The sequence below is a fragment of the Mycolicibacterium baixiangningiae genome, from assembly GCF_016313185.1.
In the GTDB taxonomy this organism is placed as follows: domain Bacteria; phylum Actinomycetota; class Actinomycetes; order Mycobacteriales; family Mycobacteriaceae; genus Mycobacterium; species Mycobacterium baixiangningiae.
This window is the reverse complement of the sequence record NZ_CP066218.1, coordinates 815,799-838,408: the sequence shown is the minus strand read 5'-3', so window position 1 is coordinate 838,408 and position 22,610 is coordinate 815,799. Positions and strand designations below refer to the sequence as shown.

General features: G+C 69.8%; 28 protein-coding genes and 1 pseudogene. 3 read left to right on the top strand and 26 right to left on the bottom strand.

Features of this window, described 5'->3' with window-relative positions; genetic code table 11:
• Positions 1-25: 25 nt before the first annotated feature.
• The 4 genes from I7X18_RS03995 to I7X18_RS03980 are packed head-to-tail and all read right to left on the bottom strand — an operon-like array spanning position 26 to position 3,795.
• A complete protein-coding gene (locus I7X18_RS03995) occupies positions 26-1,141 on the bottom strand; it encodes an NAD(P)H-dependent flavin oxidoreductase (RefSeq protein ID WP_193044446.1) in 1,116 nt (371 codons plus the stop codon).
• Positions 1,142-1,161: 20 nt separating this feature from the next.
• Entirely contained in the window at positions 1,162-1,989 is an 828-nt protein-coding gene (locus I7X18_RS03990; protein ID WP_193044447.1) for an alpha/beta hydrolase, read from the bottom strand.
• A gap of 1 nt (position 1,990) precedes the next feature.
• Complete coding sequence (locus tag I7X18_RS03985) at positions 1,991-3,022, bottom strand: NAD-dependent epimerase/dehydratase family protein (RefSeq protein ID WP_193044448.1); 1,032 nt, start codon at positions 3,020-3,022, stop codon at positions 1,991-1,993.
• Positions 3,019-3,795 (bottom strand): S-methyl-5'-thioadenosine phosphorylase, encoded by a 777-nt coding sequence (locus tag I7X18_RS03980; protein ID WP_193044449.1) that lies wholly within the window; start codon positions 3,793-3,795, stop codon positions 3,019-3,021. The genes I7X18_RS03985 and I7X18_RS03980 overlap by 4 nt, the downstream gene beginning before the upstream one ends.
• 73 nt (positions 3,796-3,868) lie before the next feature.
• On the opposite strand from I7X18_RS03980, the gene I7X18_RS03975 reads away from it, so the two are divergent.
• On the top strand, positions 3,869-4,738 hold the full coding sequence (locus I7X18_RS03975) for a 1,4-dihydroxy-2-naphthoate polyprenyltransferase (RefSeq protein ID WP_193044450.1): 870 nt from the start codon (positions 3,869-3,871) through the stop codon (positions 4,736-4,738).
• Between the two features lie 5 nt (positions 4,739-4,743).
• Here I7X18_RS03975 and I7X18_RS03970 read toward each other — a convergent pair whose 3' ends face one another.
• Entirely contained in the window at positions 4,744-5,088 is a 345-nt protein-coding gene (locus I7X18_RS03970) for an ester cyclase (RefSeq protein ID WP_193044451.1), read from the bottom strand.
• A gap of 44 nt (positions 5,089-5,132) precedes the next feature.
• Here I7X18_RS03970 and I7X18_RS03965 point away from each other — a divergent pair, with 44 nt between their 5' ends.
• A complete protein-coding gene (locus tag I7X18_RS03965; RefSeq protein ID WP_193044452.1) occupies positions 5,133-5,786 on the top strand; it encodes a response regulator in 654 nt (217 codons plus the stop codon).
• Here the strand turns inward: I7X18_RS03965 and I7X18_RS03960 are convergent.
• The 3 genes and pseudogenes from I7X18_RS03960 to I7X18_RS03950 form a co-directional block, all read right to left on the bottom strand.
• Entirely contained in the window at positions 5,764-6,099 is a 336-nt protein-coding gene (locus I7X18_RS03960; RefSeq protein WP_232375405.1) for a response regulator, read from the bottom strand. The two genes, I7X18_RS03965 and I7X18_RS03960, sit on opposite strands and share 23 nt — an antisense overlap.
• 165 nt (positions 6,100-6,264) lie before the next feature.
• A pseudogene (locus tag I7X18_RS03955) lies at positions 6,265-7,308 on the bottom strand (aminotransferase class V-fold PLP-dependent enzyme).
• A complete protein-coding gene (locus I7X18_RS03950; RefSeq protein WP_193044454.1) occupies positions 7,305-7,622 on the bottom strand; it encodes a DUF4229 domain-containing protein in 318 nt (105 codons plus the stop codon). Before I7X18_RS03950 ends, I7X18_RS03955 begins: the two are co-directional and overlap by 4 nt.
• A gap of 48 nt (positions 7,623-7,670) precedes the next feature.
• Here I7X18_RS03950 and I7X18_RS03945 point away from each other — a divergent pair, with 48 nt between their 5' ends.
• Positions 7,671-7,835, top strand: a complete 165-nt coding sequence (locus I7X18_RS03945) for a hypothetical protein (protein WP_193044455.1) — start codon at positions 7,671-7,673, stop codon at positions 7,833-7,835.
• Between the two features lie 40 nt (positions 7,836-7,875).
• Here the strand turns inward: I7X18_RS03945 and I7X18_RS03940 are convergent, their stop codons facing one another.
• From I7X18_RS03940 to I7X18_RS03855, 18 genes are all read right to left on the bottom strand, one after another.
• Positions 7,876-9,042 carry a MinD/ParA family ATP-binding protein gene (locus tag I7X18_RS03940; RefSeq protein WP_193044456.1) on the bottom strand — a complete coding sequence of 389 codons (1,167 nt, stop codon included), beginning with the start codon at positions 9,040-9,042 and terminating at the stop codon, positions 7,876-7,878.
• The gene (gene ccsB / locus I7X18_RS03935) at positions 9,042-10,040 is read right to left on the bottom strand and encodes a c-type cytochrome biogenesis protein CcsB (RefSeq protein ID WP_193044457.1); all 999 of its coding nucleotides are present in this window, start codon (positions 10,038-10,040) and stop codon (positions 9,042-9,044) included. The genes I7X18_RS03940 and ccsB overlap by 1 nt, the downstream gene beginning before the upstream one ends.
• Complete coding sequence (gene resB / locus I7X18_RS03930) at positions 10,037-11,710, bottom strand: cytochrome c biogenesis protein ResB (protein ID WP_226862936.1); 1,674 nt, start codon at positions 11,708-11,710, stop codon at positions 10,037-10,039. Before resB ends, ccsB begins: the two co-directional genes overlap by 4 nt.
• A complete protein-coding gene (locus tag I7X18_RS03925) occupies positions 11,710-12,504 on the bottom strand; it encodes a cytochrome c biogenesis CcdA family protein (RefSeq protein WP_193044459.1) in 795 nt (264 codons plus the stop codon). The genes resB and I7X18_RS03925 overlap by 1 nt, the downstream gene beginning before the upstream one ends.
• Positions 12,501-13,106 carry a TlpA disulfide reductase family protein gene (locus I7X18_RS03920; RefSeq protein WP_193044460.1) on the bottom strand — a complete coding sequence of 202 codons (606 nt, stop codon included), beginning with the start codon at positions 13,104-13,106 and terminating at the stop codon, positions 12,501-12,503. Before I7X18_RS03920 ends, I7X18_RS03925 begins: the two co-directional genes overlap by 4 nt.
• Positions 13,103-13,711 (bottom strand): histidine phosphatase family protein, encoded by a 609-nt coding sequence (locus I7X18_RS03915; protein WP_193044461.1) that lies wholly within the window; start codon positions 13,709-13,711, stop codon positions 13,103-13,105. Before I7X18_RS03915 ends, I7X18_RS03920 begins: the two co-directional genes overlap by 4 nt.
• Positions 13,708-15,024 carry a glutamate-1-semialdehyde 2,1-aminomutase gene (gene hemL / locus I7X18_RS03910; protein WP_193044462.1) on the bottom strand — a complete coding sequence of 439 codons (1,317 nt, stop codon included), beginning with the start codon at positions 15,022-15,024 and terminating at the stop codon, positions 13,708-13,710. Before hemL ends, I7X18_RS03915 begins: the two co-directional genes overlap by 4 nt.
• A gap of 54 nt (positions 15,025-15,078) precedes the next feature.
• On the bottom strand, positions 15,079-15,531 hold the full coding sequence (locus tag I7X18_RS03905; RefSeq protein ID WP_226863134.1) for a pyridoxamine 5'-phosphate oxidase family protein: 453 nt from the start codon (positions 15,529-15,531) through the stop codon (positions 15,079-15,081).
• A gap of 149 nt (positions 15,532-15,680) precedes the next feature.
• Positions 15,681-16,064, bottom strand: a complete 384-nt coding sequence (locus tag I7X18_RS03900; RefSeq protein WP_193044464.1) for a hypothetical protein — start codon at positions 16,062-16,064, stop codon at positions 15,681-15,683.
• Between the two features lie 46 nt (positions 16,065-16,110).
• Positions 16,111-16,704, bottom strand: coding sequence for a TetR/AcrR family transcriptional regulator (locus I7X18_RS03895; protein ID WP_193044465.1), 594 nt, complete (start codon positions 16,702-16,704; stop codon positions 16,111-16,113).
• Positions 16,691-17,548: an oxygenase MpaB family protein gene (locus I7X18_RS03890; RefSeq protein ID WP_193044466.1), complete on the bottom strand. Its 858-nt coding sequence runs from the start codon at positions 17,546-17,548 to the stop codon at positions 16,691-16,693. The genes I7X18_RS03895 and I7X18_RS03890 overlap by 14 nt, the downstream gene beginning before the upstream one ends.
• A gap of 52 nt (positions 17,549-17,600) precedes the next feature.
• On the bottom strand, positions 17,601-18,344 hold the full coding sequence (locus I7X18_RS03885; RefSeq protein ID WP_193044467.1) for an APH(3'') family aminoglycoside O-phosphotransferase: 744 nt from the start codon (positions 18,342-18,344) through the stop codon (positions 17,601-17,603).
• Positions 18,337-18,573 (bottom strand): hypothetical protein, encoded by a 237-nt coding sequence (locus I7X18_RS03880; RefSeq protein WP_193044468.1) that lies wholly within the window; start codon positions 18,571-18,573, stop codon positions 18,337-18,339. Before I7X18_RS03880 ends, I7X18_RS03885 begins: the two co-directional genes overlap by 8 nt.
• The gene (locus I7X18_RS03875; RefSeq protein ID WP_193044469.1) at positions 18,570-19,052 is read right to left on the bottom strand and encodes a transport-regulating membrane protein Mce1N; all 483 of its coding nucleotides are present in this window, start codon (positions 19,050-19,052) and stop codon (positions 18,570-18,572) included. Before I7X18_RS03875 ends, I7X18_RS03880 begins: the two co-directional genes overlap by 4 nt.
• A complete protein-coding gene (locus tag I7X18_RS03870; protein WP_193044470.1) occupies positions 19,049-19,495 on the bottom strand; it encodes a hypothetical protein in 447 nt (148 codons plus the stop codon). Before I7X18_RS03870 ends, I7X18_RS03875 begins: the two co-directional genes overlap by 4 nt.
• Before the next feature lie 21 nt (positions 19,496-19,516).
• Positions 19,517-19,951: a hypothetical protein gene (locus tag I7X18_RS03865; protein WP_193044471.1), complete on the bottom strand. Its 435-nt coding sequence runs from the start codon at positions 19,949-19,951 to the stop codon at positions 19,517-19,519.
• Positions 19,948-20,919: a porphobilinogen synthase gene (gene hemB / locus I7X18_RS03860; RefSeq protein ID WP_193044472.1), complete on the bottom strand. Its 972-nt coding sequence runs from the start codon at positions 20,917-20,919 to the stop codon at positions 19,948-19,950. Before hemB ends, I7X18_RS03865 begins: the two co-directional genes overlap by 4 nt.
• Positions 20,920-20,935: 16 nt before the next feature.
• Entirely contained in the window at positions 20,936-22,606 is a 1,671-nt protein-coding gene (locus I7X18_RS03855; protein ID WP_193044473.1) for a bifunctional uroporphyrinogen-III C-methyltransferase/uroporphyrinogen-III synthase, read from the bottom strand.
• Positions 22,607-22,610: the final 4 nt, after the last annotated feature.

The following is a 22,610-nucleotide window of genomic DNA, read 5'->3' as shown; positions in this document are numbered from 1 at the left end:
CGACCGCGAAGCGGACACCTGCCCGTCAGTCGGGCAGCGAGTCGCCCAGCCGTTCGGCGGCGGCCAGATAGTCCTCGATGAATTCGCGGACGACCTCGCGTGCCGGCTTCACCTTGTCCATCAGGCCGACACCCTGGCCGACGAAGTAGGTCGCCAACGCCTGCGCGCCTGGATGGCCCTGCGCGGCAAGCACATCCACACGGCGCAGCAGCGGTTCGACGAGCATGTTCTGCAGCGGCAACGGCAGTGGCGGCATGCTCCCCCGCGGCGCCCACGCGTCGGTCCAGTCCGACCGGAGCTGGCGAGCCGGCTTACCGGTGCGGCCCGCCGAGCGCACCGCGTCCCGCGACGTGGCGGCAAGCATCTTCTGCACTGTGTGCGGCGCGGTCTCGGCCTCCTCGGTGGTCAGCCACACTGAACCCGTCCACGCCCCGTCGGCCCCCATCGCGACCGTCGCCGCCATCTGTCTGCCGGTGACGATGCCACCCGCGGCGAGCACCGGCACCCTTGCTTCGACGGCTTCGATCACTTCGGGGATGAGCACCAGCGTCGAGACCTCGCCGCAGTGCCCGCCCGCCTCGGTGCCCTGCGCGATGATCAGGTCGACGCCGGCGGCGACCTGCTTGACGGCGTGTTCACGCGCGCCGACGAGCGCGGCGACCGGCACACCGCGTTCGCGGCCCGCCTCGATCATGTAGTCCGGCGGGACGCCGAGCGCGTTGGCGATCAGCTTGATCGGGTGGCTCATCGCGACGTCGAGCAGTTCGCGGCCGGTGTCACCGGACAGCGACGACCCGCCGAGGCGCGGCGCGGCGTCGAGCTCGATGTCGTGGTCGGCGAGCAGCTGGGTGACGAAATCGCGGTACTCGGCAGGGATCCGGTCGACCAGCTGACCGCGCGAGAGGTTCTCGCCCTTGCCCTCGAACTTGGCCGGCACGATGATGTCCGCGCCGTACGGCTTACCGCCGACCTGCGCGTCGATCCAGCTGAGTTCCCGGTCCAGCTGCTCGGGGGTGTAGGCGGTCGCCCCCAGCACCCCGAAACCGCCGGCGTTCGTCACCGCGGCGACGACGTCGCGGCAGTGGCTGAACGCGAAGAGCGGGAAGTCGATGCCGAACTGTTCACATATGCCGGTTTTCACGCAGTCAGTATCGCCCCGCGCTACGGGCCCAGCACCGAGGTGTGCCCGAGGAATCGGTCGATCCCCTCGATCATCAGCCGCCCGTCGAGCATCACCGGGTCGTTGTGCCCGGCACCCGGTACGAGCACGAACTCCTTGGGTTCGGCCGCGGCGTCGAACAGCCGCCGGCTGAGCTCGATCGGGACGATGTCGTCACGGTCCCCCGCGATCACCAACAGCGGAGCATCCACCCCCGCGATCCGGTCGATCGACGGGTAGCGGTCGATCAGCAACCGCCGCACCGGTAACCACGGGTAGTGCACCGCGCCCACGTCGGGCAGTGAGGTGAACGGCGACCGCAGTATCAACGCGGCGGGCGGTCGTTCGACGGCGAGACGCACCGCGACTGCGCCGCCCAACGATTCGCCGAAGTACACCAGACGGCCCGGGTCGACCTCCGGTTGCGCGGCCAACCAGTCGCGGGCCGCGCGGGCGTCGGCGGCCAACCCCTCCTCGCTGGGTCGGCCCGGATTGCCGCCGAAGCCGCGGTAGTCGAACAGCAGGACCGACAGCCCCGTCCGTCGCAGCGCCAGGGCCAGCGCCGCACGCATCGACCGGTCGCCACCGTTGCCGTTGAACACGACTGCCGCCGGCCCTCGCTCGGCGGCCGGAAAGAACCAGGCGCCGAGATCCACACCGTCGGCGGTGCGCACCACGACATCGCGCGCGCCGGACCACACCGCGGTCGCCGACGGCACGGGACCCGGTGCGGGGAAGTAGATCAACCGGCGCTGCTGTGTCCACAGCAGCGCCAACGCTCCTGTCGCCACGAGGACGACGATAACCAGGATGCGTGTCCAGCGGCGCACATCACATCCGCAACGGCGCGTAAGCGAATTCCCGCAACCCGTCCCGCGGGTCAACCGCGGCCCGGAAACCCAACTCCTCGGCCGCCCGCAGCGGCGAGGCGACGATGTGGCGCACGTCGCCGCTGCGGTACTGTCCGGTGACCAATGGTGCTGCGGCGCCGCGGATATCGCACAGTTCGGTGGCGACCTCGATGATGGAGATCGGCCGGCCGGAGCACACGTTGAAGGCCTCGAACCCCGCAACCCGCGCCTCGACCGCGGCCAGGTTGGCCGCCGCGACGTCGTCGACGTGGACGAAGTCGCGCATCTGCCCGCCGTCCTCGAAAACCCTCGGCACGTCGCCGTTCTCGAGTTCGGACCGGAAGATCGCCGCGACCCCGCTGTAGGGGGTGTCGCGAGGCATGTGGGGGCCGTAGACGTTGTGGTAGCGCAGCGCCACGACGGAGCCTCCGACAGCGTCACTCCAAGCCAGCGCGTAGTGCTCCTGCGCGACTTTACTTGCCGCGTAGAGGCTTCGGGGGCGTAGCGGCTCATCCTCGCCAACCAGCCGCCACTGCAGTTCCGCACCACACACCGGGCAGCGGTGCTCGAACACACCGGCGTCCAGATCGGTGCGGGTACGCGGCAAGGGGTCGACGGGGCCGTGTTCGGGACAGTCGAACCGGCCCTGGCCGTAGACCACCATCGACGACGCCAGCACCAGTTTTCGGCAGCCCGCGGCGAACATCTCGGCGAGCAGCACGGTGGTGCCGTAGTCGTTGTGGCTGCCGTACGACGGCGCGTCGGCCGCGTTGACCCCGGCACCGACCACCGCGGCCTGATGGCAGACCACGTCGACACCGTCGAGCAGTGGGGCCAGCGCGGCGGCGTCACGGACGTCGACGAGGTGTGTCTGCGCAGGGGCCTGCGCACCCCGGCCGTGCGCCGCGGGCAGCATCGCGTCGACGGCGACGACGTCGTGGCCCGCTCCTTCCAGCGCCGCGCGCACCCGGGAGCCGATGAACCCGGCCGCCCCGGTCAGCAGCACCCTCACGGCAACTCGATCGGCAGCGTCACCCCGTCGTGCGGCAGACAGTGCGCACACGTCCGCTCGACGGCCACCTGGTCGATCGCCTCGAACACCAGCTTCTTGAACGGTACGAGGTTGCGCTGGAACTCGGCGAAGACATCAACAGCCCGGACCGCCGTTCCGCTATCGATACCCGCATCCAGATCGGTCACCAGTGCGATTGCGGCATAACACATCTCAAGCTCACGAGCCAGCACGGCCTCCGGGTGACCGGTCATGTTGACCAGCGTGAAACCCTGGTTGGCGAACCACTTGCTCTCCGCGCGGGTGGAGAACCGCGGGCCCTGGATGACCACCATCGTGCCGCCGTCGACGACACCGGGCAGTCCGGTGGCCGCCGCGCGCAGCGAGGGGCAATACGGATCGGCGAAACTGACGTGCACGCCGCCGGAATCGAAGTAGGTGTCGGCACGCCCACTCGTGCGATCCACGAGCTGATCGGGCACCACCATCGAGCCCGGGCCGAGCTCGGGCGTCAGGCTGCCCACCGCGCACGGCCCGAAGATCCGCCGCACGCCCAGCGCGCGCAACGCCCACATGTTGGCTCGGTACGGCACGGTGTGCGGGGAGTACTCGTGGTCGACGCCGTGCCGGGGCAGGAACGCCACCTCGTGCGCACCGACGGCGCCGACCGTGATCGGCGCGCTCGGGGCGCCGTAGGGGGTGTCGAGACTGACGCTGCGCGCATCCGGGCCGAAGAACGAATAGAAGCCGCTTCCGCCGATCACTCCAAGCATCCGCCCATTGTCGACCATCCGGATTCCGCCGCGGTGAGAGAGGGGTGACGCCCGCCGTGCGACGATTGCGCCCGTGGCAAGTTTCGCCGAATGGGTCGAAGGCGCCCGCCCCCGCACGCTGCCCAACGCCGTCTCGCCGGTGATCGCCGGCACCGGAGCGGCCGCGTGGCTGGACGGTGCGGTGTGGTGGAAGGCGCTGCTGGCGCTCGTCGTCGCCGTCGCGCTGATCATCGGGGTGAATTACGCCAACGACTACTCCGACGGCATCCGGGGCACCGACGACGTGCGGGCCGGGCCGCTGCGCCTGGTGGGCGCCAAGCTGGCGTCTCCGCGCGCGGTGCTCACCGCCGCGATGATCAGCCTCGCCGTCGGCGCGGTGGCCGGTCTGGTCCTCGCGGTGAGCAGTGCGCCGTGGCTGATCGCCGTCGGCGCGGCGTGCATCGCGGGCGCGTGGCTCTACACCGGCGGGTCGAAACCCTACGGCTACATCGGGTTCGGCGAGATCGCGGTGTTCGTCTTCTTCGGCCTGGTGGCGGTGCTGGGCACGCAGTACACCCAGGCGCTTCGCGTCGACTGGGTCGGGCTCGCGCTGGCCGTCGCGATGGGTGCGCTGTCGTCGGCGGTGCTGGTCGCCAACAATCTGCGTGACATCCCCACCGACCGCGAATCGGGCAAGATCACTCTGGCCGTGCGCCTCGGTGACGCCCGCACCCGGCTGCTCTACCAGGCGCTGCTACTCATCGCGTTCGCGCTCACCCTGGTGCTGATGCTCGCGACACCGTGGTGCGCGGCCGGCCTCGTCGCGCTGCCCCTGGCCGTGCGGGCGGCGCGGCCGGTGCGCGGCGGCCTCGGCGGCAAAGACCTGATCCCGGTCCTGCGCGACACCGGGCTGACGATGCTGGTGTGGGCCGTCGCGGTGGCGCTCGCGCTCACCTTCGGCTGAGCCGGTCAGCCCGTCGACGTTCCTGTCCAGTACTCGGCGAACCTGCCGTCGACCACCCGCAGGATGTCGTTGCCGGTGAAGCGCGCCGGACCCTGTTCGCTGGTGCCGCTGCCGACCCAGCGCCCGGCCACCAGATCGCCGTCGATCAACGGTCCCACCTCGATCTCGAACGTCAGGTCCGAGAGCATCGCGTGGGTCTGGTCGATGATCGCCTGTAACTCCGCGGGTCCGTGCACCTCCCGATCGGGCCAGTGCCCGACGAAATCGTCGGTCACCAGTTCTGCGGCGACGGGTTCCCCGGCCCACAATCGGGTGATCCACTGTTCGTAGAGCGCCTCGTGAGTCGTCATGATCAACCGGCTACCCAGCGACCGCGCCGGTTAAGCTGCGCGTCATGAGTGCGCTGCGCGTCGTGGTGGCAGACGACGATGTGCTGTTGCGCGAAGGACTCGCCAGCCTGCTCGACCGCTCGGGATTCGAGGTCGTCGGCCAGGCCGCCGACGCCACCGAACTGCTCGACCTCGTGCGGGCAACGCAGCCCCAGCTCGCCGTCGTCGACATCCGGATGCCGCCCACGCACACCACCGAGGGCCTCGACGCCGCTCGGGTGATCCGCTCGGAATTCCCGGACACCGGGATCCTGGTGCTCTCGGCGCACGTCGAGGTCGAGCACGCCACCGAACTGCTCGCGACCGGACGCTCCATCGGCTACCTGCTCAAGACCCGCGTCACCGATGTCGCCGACTTCGTGGACACCCTGGAGCGCATCGCCAAGGGCGCGTCGATCATCGACCCGGCCCTGGTGCACGAACTGGTCTCGGCCCGCCGCCGGGACGATCCGCTCGCGGTGCTCAGCGCCCGCGAGCAGGAAGTGCTGATGCAGATGGCCGAAGGACGCTCGAACGCCGGCATCGCGCGGCGGCTGTGGGTCACCGAAGGCACCGTCGAAAAGCACGTGCGCAGCATCCTCACGAAGCTGAACCTGCCGGAGACCGGCGACGATCACCGACGGGTGCGTGCGGTGATCACGTACCTCGAGGCTCGGTGAGCGGCCCCCTCGCGGCGACGAACAGGTCACGGATCGCTTTGGCAGAGAGAGAGATCTTCGAGACGAACCCGATGGCCGGGCTGACGGCGATCATCTCGGCGAGATCCTGTTCGGCGTAGGTGGACACCAGGATCACCGCGGGGATTGTCGGCAAACCCGACCGGCCGAGCTCCTCGGCGAGATCGAACCCGCTCTCCCCACCGAGATCCACGTCGACCAGGGCGACATCGGGCTCCAGCTCCCGGGAGTAGATCAGCGCCTCAGCGCTGTTGGATGCGACCGCAACCACGTCGATCCCCGCCCGCTGGAGCATCGAGCGTGCGGCGTCGCGAAAGTTTGCGCTGTCGTCAACGATCAGACAGCGCACAGCGCAAACTCCAGCGACTCACATTCCCAGCCTTCCAGACGACCGGTCGCGATTCATTACCGCTAACCGGAACGTTCTTCGACCCACGCATACCCGCCGGAGGGGCTCTACTCACCCGAGCGCGGTGAGCAGCTGATCCAGATCGTCAGTGGTGTTGTAGAGGTGGAAGCCGACGCGGACCGCCCCCGCCCGCACCGAGGCGCGAACGCCGGCCCGCTGCAGGCGCTCGGCGGCGTGTTCGTGGCGGCCGGACGGCAGCGACACGATCGCCGACGGATTCGGCGGCAGGTCCAGTTCGGCGCGCAGCGTATCGGCGAGGCCGACGGTGTGCGCCTCGACCGCCACCGCGTCGAGCCCCGCCAGCCACGGCAGCGTCAACCCCGCGCCGAGCGCGCCGAACCACGCGGGTGAGGTGTCGAAGCGCCGCGCGTCGGCGGCCAACCGCAGCGGCAGCCCGTAGATCGACTCCCACGGCAGTTCCCCGGCGTACCAGTTCGCGGCGTGCGGCGTCATGGATCCGGCGAGGCGCTCGCTCACCGAGAGGAACGCCGTACCGCGCGGGGCCAGCAGCCACTTGTAGACCGACGCGACAGTCACGTCGGCCCATCCGAGGTCCAACCGCTTCCATCCGACGGCCTGGGTGACGTCGATGATCGTGACCGTCCCGATGCCCGCCACACTCGCCCGCAGCGCTTCGGTGTCCAGCACGGCGCCGGTCGCCGACTGGACCAGGCTGACCGTCACGAAGTCGTAATCACCGGCGGTCGCGACGAGTTCGTCGGCGGGCAGTTCGGTGATCGACACCCCGCGGGCGGCCTACGCGGCGAACGGGAAGGTGGTGCTGGTGAATTCAGCCGCCAGCGTGGCGCCGCGGCTGCCGTCCGGAATCGCGGCGGCCACCAAACCCAGTGCCGTCGACGTACTACCGGCCATCGCCACCGATTCGACGGGCACTCCGACCAGTGCCGCGTACCCCGCCCTGCCGTCGCGCACGGGCTGATCGAACGACGTCGCGTCGAGGGTTCCGGCCTGCCACGCGGCAAGACAGTCGTGCAGCGCCCGGATCAGGAACTTCGGGGGCAACCCGTACGTGGGCGAGTTGAGAAACCCTGCGGCCCCGTCGAATTCAGCGCCGAACGCCTGCCGCGCCGTCATGCCCCGGGGTCACCGGGGGGCTCGTCACCACGCAACCTGGCCTGCAGCTGCTCGCGGTCCAGGCGCCGTCGCTCGTCGAACCTGGCGATGCTCGCCGTCGCCCGTTGCCGAAGCGGTGCGAGCAGCCAAATGCCCAGCGGGAACGCGATCACGATCGCGAACAGGATCGCGATGACGAACGGGAAGTCTTGCAGCCCGAGCAGGCGACCGACCCCGAGGATCGCCGCCGCGAGCACCGCAACCAGTAACAGACGCGCCCCGACGTAGACGAGCACATCGGCGACGAGACGGGGACCTTGCCGACCTTCTGACACGCACCTGAGCCTACCGACGGCGCGTATATTCGATGTCAGGAGGTTTGTGTGGCGTATTTGCTCCTGTTACTCGTTCTGGCCGGTCTGTTCTACATCGGTTGGCGGCTCATGCGGTCCGGTGGAAGCCGGCCGCAGCCGCGGGTGATCGGACCCGACGACGACCCGGATTTTCTCCGGCGTCTCGGTCAGGACGACAACAACCCGCGGCAGTAGCACCGCGGCGATCGCCGGCGCCCGCTGTCGGCCGGGCCGGCTAGCCGCGTCCGTCGTCGCGGCGCGCGGCCCCGGCGAACCCGTCGGCCACGACACCCGCCAGTTCGAGCAACGCATCCCGGGTCGTCGGCCTCAGCCGTTCCAGGCTGATCTCGGCGCCCTCTTCCAGATGCGGGTCGAACGGCACCACCCGCACCGCGCGGCACCGCCGGGAGAAGTGGTCGGAGACCTTCTGCAGATCCACCTTGCCCGAGCGCGGCCGTACCGCGTTGATGACGGCGATCGCGTTGGCCACCAGCGCCTGGTGGCCGTGTGCGTCCAGCCAGTCCAGGGTCGCTGATGCGCTGCGCGCTCCGTCGACCGAACCGGAACTGATCACCACCAGGACATCGGCGTTCGCCAGCACGGCCGTCATCGCCGAATGCATCAACCCGGTTCCGCAGTCGGTGAGCACCAGGCTGTAATAGCGTTCGAGCACCTCGAGCGTGCGGGTGTAGTCGTCAGAGCTGAACGCCTCCGACACCGCCGGATCGGTCTCGGAGGCCAGCACCTCCAGGCGGCTCGGCCCCTGCGAGGTGTACGCGCGGACGTCGCTGTAGCGCTCGATACCCTCGGCGTCGCGCAGCAGGTGGCGCACCGTGGCCGTCGTCTCCAACGGCACCTTCTGGCTCAGCGTGCCCCGGTCGGGGTTGGCATCGACGGCCACCACCCGGTCACCGCGGATCGACGCGAACGTCGCGCCCATGGTGGCGGTGATCGTGGTCTTGCCCACGCCACCCTTCAGCGACAGGACCGCGATCCGATAGCAGCCGCCCAGCGGTTGTTTGACCCGCGTGATGAGGCTGTCCTGTTCCGCGGCCTTGGGGCTCTCGCCGATGTTGACGGTCTTGAACGTCGCCAGATACAGCCACTTGCGCCAGCCGTGCGAGGGCGCGGGTTTGGGCTGGCCGAGCAGCGCCACCGTGGACAGATCGAGGTACGGCGTCGGCGGGACCGGCAGCGGCTGCGACACCGGATGCTGCGGTTCGGTGACGGGCGGGGCGACCGCGGGCGTCGGCGGCACCGGTTGGACCGCAGCGGGATCGACGACCGGCATCCCGGCCGGCGGGGTGGGGGCAGACCACTCCGGCGGCGCCTGCGGCTCCTCGGCGGCCGGATCACGGAACCGCTGCTGAGCCCGGAACCCGCCCGGCGAGTGGTCACCCATCAGCCCACTCCGGCGTAGGAGTGCAGGCCGACGGTGACGAGGTTGATGAAGAACAGGTTGAACACCATCGCCACGAAGCCGGCGACGTTGATCCAGGCGGCCTTGCGGTCGCGCCATCCCGCGGTCGACCGGGCGTGCAGATAGGCGGCGTAGACCACCCACGCGATGAACGACACCGTCTCCTTGGGGTCCCAGCCCCAATAACGGCCCCAGGCCTCCTCGGCCCAGATGGCGCCGAAGATCACGCCGAAACCGAACACCGGGAACGCGAAGATCGTCGTGCGGTACGCGATGCGGTCGAGGGTCTGTGCGTCGGGCAGCCGCTGGACGACGCGCGCGACGACCCCGTCGTGTCCGGGTTGTCCGAGCCGCGACATCTTGACCAGGAACAGGATGCTGGCCACACCGCCCACGAGGAACACCCCCGAGCCGAGGCTGACCACCGAGACGTGGATGGGCAGCCAGTAGGACTGCAGCGCGGGCATGACGGGTGCGGCGTGGGAGTACAGCCAGCGCCCTGACACCGTCAACAGGATGAGCACCGGGAGGAGCACGAAAACCCACAGCGCGCGGTATTGCGGGCGGCGCAGCACCACCGCGGCGGCCACCAGACCGCAGAACGCCGTCAGGTTGATGAACTCGTACATGTTGCCCCACGGCACCCGTGAGGTGGACAGTCCGCGCAGCACGATGCACGCCAGCAGCAACGCGGTGCCGACGTACACCAGCGCCAACCCGGCCGAACCGATGCGTTCGTCGAGCGGACGCCGCGGGACGTCGGAGACGATGCCCGGGCGCGCGCTGTCGGCGCCGACGGCAGCGCCCGATGTCGCCGCCGCGGCGGCTCCGACCAGTTCCCGGTCGTCGACCTTGCGGCTGCGGCTGTAGGCCAGTTCGACCGCGAGCAGCAGCAGCGCCGCCACCAGGACCACCACCGATGAGGTGAACGCCCAGTCCGAGTACCGGGCCAGACCGAGGTCGATCTCGGGACTGTTCATGTGACCTTCTCTCCTGACACGGCGTCGGCTTTCGTGTCGGGGTGGCCGGCGTCAGTGTGACCAGCGTCGGGGTGGCCGGCCAACAGCCGCACCGTCAACCGCTCGAACTCCTCGCCCCACCCGGAGTTGTCGGTGCGGGCCAGCCCGCCCAATTCGACGCTAACGGTACCCGGATGCGCCGGGGTGATCCGAACCCAGACCCGGCGGCGCCGCACGATCAGCGAGACCAGCAGACCCGCCATCATCGTCATCGCGAACACCAGCACCCAGATCTGCGCCGGGTCGTGCGACACCTGGACGTTGACGAACGGCACCGCACCGTCGAACCGGATGACGGTGCCGTCGTCGAGGCGGGTTTCGCCGCCGACGCTGAGGTTGACCCTGGCTTCGCGGGTGAGCCGGCCCTGGCCGATCAGGCGCTCGTCGAGGGTGAAGATGTTCTGCGGCCTGCCGGAGTCCAGCCCCGTGTCCCCGCGGTAGACGTCGATCGCGACGCCGGGGTCGCGCAGCGCGGGGAAGCTCGACGACAACAGCGTGCCGTGCAACGACTGGGTCGGCGCGAACAGCCCCTGGATCGCGATCTGATTCTTGCGGCGTTCGTCGGCGTCGGGGTAGGTGCCCGCGGGCGGGTCGAAGCGCATCACCCCCGACGACAGGAACGTCGACTGGTCGTCGGGCCGCCACTGCAGGGTCTGGGTGCGGGTCTGCCCGTCGGGGAAGGTGACGGTGAACGTCGGCGCGTACCCGTGGCCCTGCAGGTACACCCGGTCACCGCCGACGCGCAGTGGTTCGTTGACCTTGAGCTCGTAGGGCCGCCACGTCCCCGTCGTCAGGTCGTCGCCGGCCTGGTATTCGATGTCCGCGGAGAACGACGTGGCCTGGCCGTTGTCGAGGTAGTCGGCCTGAAACTCGTTGACCTTGAGGCAGATCGGATACAGCGAGGTGCCGTCGACGGTGTTGCCGGCGCGGAACGAGTCGAACGCGGCGGGTGAGGCCGAACAGAAGCCGGGGCCGCCGTCGGCGATGACGATGACGTTGCCCTCGTAGCCGAACAGCTTGCCCGCGGCGATCGCGACGAGCAGACCGAGCAGCGAGAAGTGGAAGACGATGTTGCCGAACTCGCGCAGATAACCCTTCTCCGCGGAGATCTCGGTCGCTTCGCCCTCGGCTCGGGTGACCTTGCGCCACCCCTTGAGTTGCTCGCTGATCGATGCCGCGACCTGCTGCGGATCCCCTGCGACCTGCGCGGTGTGGTGTTTGGGCAGCCGGCTCAGGTTCCGCGGGGCGGGCACCGGAACCGCCCGCAGGCTCTTGGCGTGCTCGACGAGTCGCGGTGTCAGACAGCCCACGAGCGAGATGAACAGCAGCACGTAGATGGCGGTGAACCAGAAACTGGAGAACACGTCGAAGGCCTGCAGCCGGTCCAGCCACGGGCCGAGTGTGGGGTGTTCGGCGAGGTATTCGGCGACCTTGGTCTCGTTGAGGCTGCGTTGCGGCAGCAGGGCGCCCGGGATGGCCGCGAGCGCCAGCAGGAACAGCAGCACCAGTGCGGTGCCCATGGACGTGAGCGTCCGCCAGGTGTTGCGCCCGTACGCGAGCAGACGCAAAGGTGTCCATTTTCGGCGATTTTCGGGCAGTTTTGTGTCTGCTCGCGGGGAGGACGTGACCATCAGATCGGGAGCCTCACGTCGCTGACGAACGCATCACGCACCCAGGCCACGAAGTCGTTCCACAACCCCGTCACCAGAGCGGTGCCCACGATGAGCAGCAGCACTCCCCCGAAGATCTGGATGGTGCGGGTGTGCCGGCGCAGCCAGCCCAGCCCGTGCACCGCCCGCGCCGAACCGAAGGCCAGCAGCACGAACGGGATGCCGAGGCCGAGGCAGTACGCGATGACCAGGGCCACACCGCGCGCGACGCTGGCGCCGTCGGTGGCCGAGGCGACGGTGATCACCCCGGTCAGCGTCGGCCCGAGACACGGCGTCCAGCCCAGCGCGAACACCGCGCCCAGCAACGGCGCACCGGCGACGGTGGACAGCTGCCGCGGGGTGAACCGGGCCTGGCGCTGCAGCGCGGGGACGAGCCCCACGAACACCAGGCCCATCAGGATCGTGACCACGCCGCCGATACGTTGCAGCAAAAGCTGATTGGTGATGAGCGTCGTCGTCATACCGAGCACCGCGACGGTGCCGAGCAGGAACACCGCGGTGAAACCGGCGACGAACAGCGCGGCGGCGCCCGCGACTTTCAGCCGCCGCGCGCGCACGGCGACACCACCGGGCTGCGGCTCGGTGCCGTCGGTTTTGTCGTCGTCGACCCCCACCACCGCTGCCAGATACGACAGATAGCCGGGCACCAGCGGCACCACGCACGGCGACGCGAACGACACCAGCCCGGCCAGCACGCAGACGCCCAGCGCCAGCACCACCGGCCCGGCCGCGGCGATCTCGGCGAACCCGGTCACGGCTGCGTCCCCGGTTGAGGCTGTGCGGCGAGGCGCTCGACGACGGGCTGCAGGTCCTCGGCGAGCAGTTCCCGCAGGAACACCGCCGCGACCCGGTGCTCACGGTCGAGGACGACGGTCGACGGGATGACCGTGGTCGGGTACTTGCCGCCGAACGCGATCATCGTGCGCATCGGCGGGTCGTAGATGGACGGGAACGTGATGCCGCGATCGCGGACGAAGTCGACGGCGGCCTCGCGGTTGTTGTCGCGTACGTCGATGCCGAGGAATGCGACGCCGTCGGCGCGGGTGGCCTCGTAGACCTTCTGCAGCTCGCCGATCTCGGTGCGGCACGGCGCACACCATTGACCCCACACGTTGATCACGACGACCTGGCCCGCGAAGTCGTCGAGCGACAGTGTCTTGGCCGGGTCGAGCAGGTCGGGGCCGGTCAGCGCGCCGGGCCGGCCGCGGTCGGCGGGCGGATCGTAGAAGATGTCGGTCTTGCCGCCGGGTGCCACGAATTCGAAGGTGCCGCCCTGCGCGACGGCGTCGTCACCGGTGGAGCAGCCGGCGAGCGCGACCACCGCCACGCTAGCCAGCACAATCCACCACCGCCTCACTGTCCGGACAACTCCGCGTATCCCCACCCGACGTAGGCGTCGCCGTGGAAATAGAACGAGGTGACCGAGGCGAGGTTGCACAGCCGCCTGGTCGGGAAGTGGTGCAGCGGTTTGCCCGTCATCGCGCGGCGCAGCGTCTCCACCGGCAGCTGATGGCTGACACACACCGCCTCGTGGCCTGCGGCCTTCTCCCGCGCCCGGTGCAGCGCCGCCGTCATCCGCGCGGCGATGTCGTTGTACGGCTCACCCCACGACGGGGTGCGGGGGTTGCGCAGGTGACGCCAGTTGACCGGATTGCGCAGCGCACCGTCACCGGGTGAGACCTTCTTGCCCTGGAAGACGTTGAGCGATTCGATCAGTTCGTCGTCGGTGTCGATCGACAGCCCGTGCGCCGCGGCGATGGGGCCTGCGGTCTCCTGGGCGCGCTCCAGCGGAGAGGCCACCACGTAGACGATGTCGCGGTGGGCAAGCCATGCGGCGACGGCCTCGGCCTGCGCCCGGCCGCGTTCGGACAGGTGGTAGTCGGGCAGCCGGCCGTAGAGGACGCCGTCGGGGTTGTGCACCTCGCCGTGACGCATCACGTGCACGATCGTTTTGTCGGTCATGCGGGCTTCGTCGCTTCCGCTGCGGCGCGGGCCGCGGCGGGCAGCGCGGCGGCGATGCGGTCGAACGCCTCGTCGTCGAGGGCCGCGGAGACGAACCACGCTTCGAACGCGCTGGGCGGCGGATAGACGCCGGCGTCGAGCAGGGCGTGGAAGAACGGCGGGAAGCGCCAGGTCTCGGTGGCGCGGGCGGTGGCGAAGTCGGTGACCGGTTCGGCGGAGAAGAACACCGACAGCATGTTGCCGCCCCGCTGGACGCGGTGGGTAACGCCGGCGCCGGTGAGCGCGCCGGTGAGCAGGCCGGCCAGCCGGTCGGCGTTGGCGTCGAGCGCCGCGTACACGCTGTCGTCGGCGGTGCGCAGCGTCGCCAGGCCGGCGGCCATCGCGACGGGGTTCCCGGACAGGGTGCCGGCCTGGTACACCGGGCCCAGCGGCGCGAGGCGTTCCATCACCTCAGCGCGGCCACCGAACGCCGCGGCGGGCAGGCCGCCGCTCATGACCTTGCCGAAGGCGAACAGGTCGCCGTCGACGGGATCGAGCCCGTACCAGCCCGAGCGGCTGACCCGGAAACCGGTCATCACCTCGTCGAGGATCAGCAGCGCGCCGTGGTCGGCGGTGATGCGGCGCAGCGCCGCGTTGTAGCCGGGTTCCGGTGGGACCGCGCCCATGTTGCCGGGGCTGGATTCGGTGATGACGGCGGCGATCTGGTCGCCGAGCTCGCCGAACACCTCTTCGACCGCGGCGACGTTGTTGTAGGGCAGCACGATGGTGTCGGCGGTGGCCGCGCCGGTCACGCCCGGCGACGACGGCAGCCCCAGCGTGGCGACACCGGATCCGGCGTCGGCGAGCAGGGCGTCGCTGTGGCCGTGGTAGCAGCCGGAGAATTTGACGATCTTGGGGCGGCCGGTGAATCCGCGGGCCAGCCGGATCGCGCTCATCGTGGCCTCGGTGCCGGAGTTGACCATCCGCAACCGCTCCACGGGCGCGACGCGGCCGATGATCTCGGTGGCCAGCTCGGTCTCCGAGGGAGTCGGGGCGCCGAAGGACAGACCATGGGCGGCGACGCCCTGCACCGCCTCCACGACCGCCGGGTGGGCGTGGCCGAGGATCATCGGGCCCCACGAGCAGACGAGGTCGACGTAGCGGTTGCCGTCGGCGTCGGTCAGCCAGTAGCCGCTCGCCGACGTGATGAAGCGAGGCGTGCCGCCGACGGCGTTGAACGCCCGGACCGGGGAGTTTACCCCGCCGGGGATGACAGCGCACGCATCGGCGAACAGCCGCGCCGACTTCTCGGTCGCGGTGTGGTCAGCACCCATGCATCCCAGTGTCCCAGCCGCACCGAGCGCGTCAACTACAGGGTGTAGTTCGTCTCAGGGCAACCGGCCCCGCCAGCTGAGCACCTGACCCGCGCCCTGGGTCATCACGCTGCCGGGCATCACCCGCAGCCGGTACGGCGTGAGCCGTAGCGCCGCGAACTCCGGCGAGGCCGGACCGCCGCTCCACTGCGGGATGATGTGCGGGTCGTACCCGACCGGCTCCGGCCCGGTGGCGAACTTCTGCCACACCGCGGTGCGGGTGTCGTCGTCGAAATACCACTCCACCAGACAGTCCGCGCTGCACGTCTCCTGGCTCGGCGACCAGTACGACAGCGAGATGTACGGGTGCGCATGCAGATCCGCGCGTTTGACCAGCGAGGGCACGGTCGCGATCCAGCCGAACAGGTCGGTGCCGTTCCACTCCCAGATCGGGTGCAGGATGCGGGAGCGCGGACGGCCGTCGGCGTCGACGGTGGCCGCCGATGCCCACACGATCGAATGGGCCATGCCGACGAACGCGGGTGCCACGGTGTCCAGGGTGCTCACACCGATTCACCCTATGCGCGAGAGTCGTGGCGTCGCGAGGCTGCATTCACGCAGCGGCTCTCTCGCACTTTGCCTGCGTAGCGTCAGTCTCGCGCAGGGCCCAGAGCAGGTCAGCTCGACTCGGAGCCCGCCTGGGCCGTCTCGGCGTGCTTGTCGTCCTGCCCGCCCTCGTCCTGGCCACCCTCGTCCTGGCCACCCTCGTCCTGGCCACCCTCGGCCTCGCCGCCCTCGTCCTTGCCGAACTTGGGCTCGCCGTTCTCGTCGACCCATTCGTTGACGGCGGTTCCCGCCACCGTGCCGCCGGTACCCGGCATCACGATCGTCGGGCGCTCTTCCTCGTACTCCTTGCGCATCTCCTTGGCCGCGGCGCGATGCTCGTCGGTGATCTCGGGTTTCTCCGTGATCTTGGCGTCGGGGTCGTCGGCCACGTTCTGTGACGCGTTCTTTTCGGCTCCGGACCGTTCTTCCGTGTCGTCCTTGTCGTCGCTGCTCATGAGCTAACGACTGCCCGAAAGTGTGATCTGCGAAACAGAAGCCGTCTTACGCCGGTACAGCTCTCACTGCGGCGGGCAGGCTGGGCAGGAAATGCCGGGTGGCGAACGCACGAAGCTCGTCGGCCGTGTCGAGCGGCTGCATGCTGGGCAGCAACAGCACCACCGCCGCGTATCGGAGGATGGTGTCGGCGAGCTCGTTGACGGCCTGCGGACCGATCCGCTCGGCGAAGCCGGCCGGGAAGATCACCCGCAACGCTTCGGCCATCCGCTCGACGGCCGCCGCCCAGTGCTGATGCGCGAGCGCGAGGACGAAGCCGGCATCCTCGGCGAGCATGCCATTGAGGATCCGGTGCCCTCGGAACTTCAGGATGGACAGCGTGAACGCCTCGACATAGTAGTTCGACTGCGGTGCAGCGCTTTTCAGCTCCTGCGCGATGTCGAGGAACAACGCGGCGTTCTCGCGCTCGACCACGGCGGCCACCAGCTCGTCGCGGTTGGCGAACCGTCGGTAGATCGTGGTGCGGCTGACCCCCGCCCGCCGCGCGACGTTGTCGAGGGCGACCCGCCGGAAGCCGTGCCGCTCGAACTCGGCGACGGCGGCGTCGAGGATCGCAGGCATCGAGCGGTCAGGCGTGGGCATAGCCCCGCTGGGCGAATTTGTTGTAGCGCACGCTCATCGGCAGCCTGTCCCACAGCCAGTTCACCGGCCGCGACCGCCAGACCGCCGCGAAACGCTGGTACCGCCGGTCTTGGCGCTCACTCCACGGCAGACCCAGCAGGCGCCGGGCCTGGGGCGGCAGACCGCCGGCGGTGAGGAACGCGGCGATCGGGTTGAACCCGAGCGACAGGACCCGCCACACCGCGGGGTGCACCCCCTTCGGGCAGGGGAAGCCCTTGGTCACGTAACCCACGCCGTATCTCGCGGTCCGATGGGCGACGACGCTCTCGTCGAGCATGCGCTGCCAGTACCGCTCGAACTCCGCGTAGGTCGCGGGCATCGGCCGGTCGCTGACCCCATAGCGGCGATACCAGGTCTTCGACTCGAGGTAGATCTGCTCTTTCTCGGCGTCGGAGAGCCGCTTGACGAAGGTGTCGGCGAAGTACAGCACCTGTTCGACGAACGTCGCGTGCGCCCAGAAGTAGGTCTCCGGATCCAGCGCGTGGTAGCGGGAGCCGTCGGGCATGGTGCCTTTGATGTCGTGGTGGAAATCGCGGACGTTGGAGCCCTCGTGCTGGTCATCGGAGCCGTACACGGTCATGAAGATCGGCGGCAACGTGCGCTTGACGCGGGCGGCGGTGTCGGAGAAGAACACCGAGTGGTCGAGGACGCCCTGGCCGAGTTCGGCGAGCATGTTCTGCAGGACCGCGGGCCGGGGGCCGATGAGGTACATCCGGTTGTCGCCGAAATAGCGCCAGACCAGCGATTGTGGTCCCAGCGGCAGCGCGTCGACCCCGGTGGTGCTGTTCTCCGCCAACTCCGTCATGTGGCACAGTGTTACAGAATTCGAACTATGTACCAACCGGGTGTGGGCGGGGTCACCATGTGAGGGGGTCGAGCCGCAGGTAGAACTCGAGTCGTTCGTCGTCGACGGCCCAGGGGTAACGCTCCTCGACCCCGCTGCGGGCGGGCATCCCCGGGAAGCTCTGCCGAGCGCTCTCCAGCAACAACGCGAGATCGGCGTGCCGGTCCGCGACGCCCAGTCGACCCAGATCGACGAAACCGACGCTGGACCCGTCGACGAGGATGTTGGGCAGGCACAGGTCGCCGTGACATACGACGAGGTCTGCGCGTTCCTGGTGGCGTCGCAACCCCGCGTCCCGCTCCACCCGGGCGAGCAACGCCGTCCCGGGAACCCCGCGGTCCTCGTCGGGGAGGAAGTCCGGGTTGACCGCGTCTCGGGCGACGACGTCGCGGGCCATCGCCAGCATCGTGTCGAGGTCACGGCGGTACGGACAGCCGACGACGGACATCGCGTGCAGTGTCCGCACGGCGTCGACGAGCGCAGGCCACGCCTCGGCGAGCGCCTCGGCGCCCAACTGGTCCGCGGGGATTCCGCGCACCGCACCAGTGACCATTTCGGCACCCGCGCGGTCGGTGCGCCAATCGAGGACGACCGGACCGGGCACCCCGTGCGCGGTCGCCCATCTCATCCGGTCGCGTTCACCGGCCAGCGCCGCGGCGCCGGCGGCGTCGACCACCTTGCGGTAGCGGCTGCCGTCCGCGCTGCGGAACACCCGCGCGCCGGATTCTCCGGTCGTGACCGGTAGCCAGTCAGCCACGCCGCAGCCGGGCCACCCCCACGACGAGCAGCACCCCGGCGGTCGTCACCAGCAGCAGTGCGAGTGTGAGCAGCGGGGCCGAGTACACCGTCACCGCGGTCTCCGGTTCTCCCGGTGCGACCGGCGCCGCCGTCGCCGGCCTGTCGGCCGCCATCCAGCTCGCGACACAGCCGGCCGCCGCGGCTGCGGCCAACACCAATTCGAGCAGCGCGCGGCCCCGCGCGCTCACGACGCGCGGTCCTCGACGAGCTTGGTCAGCTCCTCGCGCAGCTTCGCGTGCCGCCGCGCCCACGCCTGGGCGGTCCGGTTGTTCGACATCTTGACGCCGATGCCCGTACGCCCGCGCGGGACGCCGGTCAGCTCACCGAGCGCCCTCGCCGCCTGCCATTTCGGCATATCGGGACCGGACGCGGGTGGGTACACCTCGATGATCTCCGTCAGCTTCGTGATCTCGGCGCCCTGGCGCAGGCTGTCGCGAGTCAGCTCGACCGAGGTGTGGATCCGCGCGGCCTTGATCTGGACGGTCAGGAACCCCGACACCAGGACCAGGAACAGCCCCGGCACCAGCGGCTGCGGCCCGTACCCCGCGGAGATCTGGATCGCCAGCATCGCCGCCCCCGCCGCGGGCCCGGCCAGCAGCCACGCCCAGCTCGCGCCCGGCTCGTAGAACAGCCGCTCACTCGACGCGGTGGTCGACGGGCCGGTCATCGGGCGGCCCGGGGTTCGAACCACCCGGCGGCACTGCGGCGCGTCAGCAATACGGTGCCGACAACGATCGGCAGCAGCGCCAGCAGCGTCATGGGCTGGCCGACACCGGCTCCAGCCGCCAGCATCACCAGCACCACCGCGATCGCCAGCGCGAGTGCGACCGTGGCCCGCCGGAACTTCGCGTCACCTCGGCGTGCCCGGCCCGCGACGAAGGCCAACCCGGCACCGGCCAACACCGCGCCGATCCCCATCCCGCGATAGACGGTCAGGTAGTCGCGCACCTTCTCGTTCGTCACTTCCGGATCCATGGCCGAGCGGGCGGTCTCGAACGTCACGGTGGCGGCGAGCAGTCCTCCGACGATGAGCAGAACGGCGCCGGCGACCAGGGCCCAGAATGCGATCTCGACGACGCGCGGCCGCGACGGTATTGGCGAAGCGGTCATGGTCGCGTCAGCCTAGCGCGGTCACCGGGTGAAGAAGGCGTTGGCGTCCTTGCGGTGCAGCAGGAAGATGCCACCCGCGATGAGCACCGAACCGATGATCGCGGTGCCCGCGTACCCGAAGGCCGCCACGGGAGATTCCCGCTCGACGGTGAACAGATTCGTGGCGGTGTAGGCGACCGATCCGAAGCCTCCGGCGGTCAGCAGCGTGCGGGTCCAGCGGTAGCCCTGACGCAGCAGAAGAAGGAACGTCACCACGATCGACGCGACCACCACCACAATCATCACCGCCATCCCCTTGAGGAACAGCGACGCGCCCTCCACCGGCACCATCAGGTTGTCGATCAGGTAGCCGATCACCAGCAGCGGCAGTGCGGCCGCCCACAACCAGAATCCGGTGTCGACATCGGGCGGCCGGGTGGACGGCGGCCCGGCCGGGCGCACATTGGGTTCGCTCATGCCAGCCAACCGGCCGCGTCTGCCGCCCAGTAGGTCAGCACGATGTCGGCGCCGGCACGCCGGATGCCGACGAGCGCTTCCAGAGCCGAGGCCTGCAGATCGATCCACCCGTTGGCGGCCGCGGCGCTGATCATCGCGTACTCACCCGAGATCTGATACGCGGCGACCGGCACCGGCGAGATGTCCGCGCACGCCCGCACGACGTCCAGATACGACATGGCCGGCTTGACCATCACCATGTCAGCGCCCTCGGCGAGGTCGAGTTCGATTTCACGTAACGCTTCGCGGGCGTTCCCGCTGTCCTGCTGATACGTCCGGCGGTCACCCTGCAGGCTGCTGCCGACGGCCTCGCGGAACGGGCCGTAGAACGCCGAGGCGAACTTGGCCGCGTACGCCAGGATCGCCACGTCGGTGTGTCCGGCGGCGTCGAGTCCGTCGCGGATGGCGCCCACCTGCCCGTCCATCATCCCGCTCGGAGCCACCACGTGGGCGCCCGATTGTGCTTGCGCCACAGCCAATTTCACGTACTGATGATTGGTGGCGTCATTATCAACCCTTCCCGACCCGTCGACAATTCCGCAGTGCCCGTGATCGGTGAACTCGTCGAGGCAGGTGTCGGCCATGATCACGGTGTCCTCACCGAGGTCCTTGGCCAAGTCGCGCAGAGCAACGTTGAGGATGCCGTCCGCGTCGATGCCGATCGAACCGCGGGCGTCCTTGTCCTCGCCGCGGGGCACACCGAAGAGCATCAGCCCGCCCACCCCTGTGGCCACCGCGTCGGCAGCCGCCCGGCGCAACGAGTCGCGCGTGTGCTGAACCACCCCGGGCATCGACGAGATGGGCCGCGGCTCGTCGATCCCGTCGGCGACGAACATCGGCAACACCAGATGCCGTGGCTCCAAGGAAGTTTCAGCAACCAGCCGGCGCATGGCCGGCGTCGAACGCAATCTGCGTGGACGCTGGCGCATGATCAGCGGCTGATCTTCACCGGCGACGGCTCTTCTTGCGCGGCGGCGGCAACGCACCCTCGGCGCGCAGCCGGGCGGCGTGCTCGGCGAGCGCCTCCACCAGCGGACCGACGGCGGCCACCTCGGGCTGCACGTCGACGCGCAGGCCGAACTCGGCCGCGGTCTCCGCGGTCTTCGGCCCGATGCAGGCGACGATCGTGCGGGCATGCGGTTTACCCGCGATGCCGACCAGGTTGCGCACCGTCGAGCTGGAGGTGAAGCACACCGCGTCGAAGCCGCCGGTCTTGATCATCTCGCGGGTCGTGGCCGGCGGCGGTGCAGCGCGCACCGTCCGGTAGGCGGTGACATCCTCGATCTCCCAACCACGTTCACGCAGCCCCTCGGCCAGCGTCTCGGTGGCGATGTCGGCGCGCGGCAGCAGCACCCGGTTCACCGGGTCGAAGATGTCGTCGTAGGGCGGGAACTCGTCGAGCAGACCCAGCGAGGACTGCTCGCCCGTCGGCACCAGCTCGGGGTTGATGCCGAACGCGCGCACCCGCTCGGCCGTCGCCTGACCGACGCAGGCGATCTTCACCCCGGAGAACGCGCGGGCGTCGAGCCCGAACTCGTTGAACTTCTCCCACACCGCACGCACGGCGTTGGTGGAGGTGAACACCACCCACTGGAAGCGGCCGTCGACAAGACCCTTGACCGCACGCTCCATCTGCGCGGGGCTGCGCGGCGGTTCGACGGCGATGGTGGGCACCTCGATCGGCAGCGCGCCGTGGCCGACGAGCTTGTCGCTCATCTCCCCGGCCTGGTCCTTGGTGCGCGGCACGAGCACGGTCCAGCCGTACAGCGACCGGCTCTCCCACCAGTTCAGCTTGGCCCGGTTGGCGACGGTCTTGCCGATGGTGACGACCAGCGGCCCGGCCAGCGGACCCGCGGGTGCGCCGGTCTGCTCTGGACCGGTCAGCACGTTCTTGTCGATGAGCCCGGACAGCGTGGTCTCCACCGAACGCTGCTGACAGGTGGTGCCGTTGGCGGTGACGACCGCCGGGGTGCTCTCGGCGATGCCGTACTCGATCAGAGTGCGGGCCGCGTCGGGCAGATGCGACGCGGTCGCGTGCAGGATCAGCGGACCGGGGGCCGCGGCGATCGCGGCCCAGTCCACGTCACCGCGCACGTCGGCGACGGTGTGGGTGGAGCCCAGCGGCAGACCGGCGTACGTCGGCACCGCGGTGGTGTCGGGCAGACCCGGCACGATCTCGAAGTTCGCGTGGCTCTTCGCCAGCGCGTTCACCTCGGCGATGACGGCGTCGAGCGACAGCGGGTCGCCCGCCACCAGCCGGACCACGTCCACTCCGTGCCTGGCCTCGCCGACCAGGATCTTGGCGACCTCGGACGGGTCACCCAGCGCGGGCCGGATGTCGGGGCCACCGGGGATCGTCGACACCGCGGGTTCCTCGGCGCCGTCGGCGGCGTTGACCGGCTCCGCCGGTTCCGGGCCCGACGGCGGCGGCAGGTGCGCCCCCACCAGGGCCAGCACAGCCTCGGGCACGTCCGGGTCGGTGAACACCAGCGCGGCGTTGACGAGCACACTGTGCGCCCGCGTGGTCAGCAGGCCGGGGTCACCCGGGCCCGATCCCACGAAGGTGATGCGGCCGGGCTTCATCCTGCGCCCACGCCCGCTCTCCTGCCGAGTCATCTGT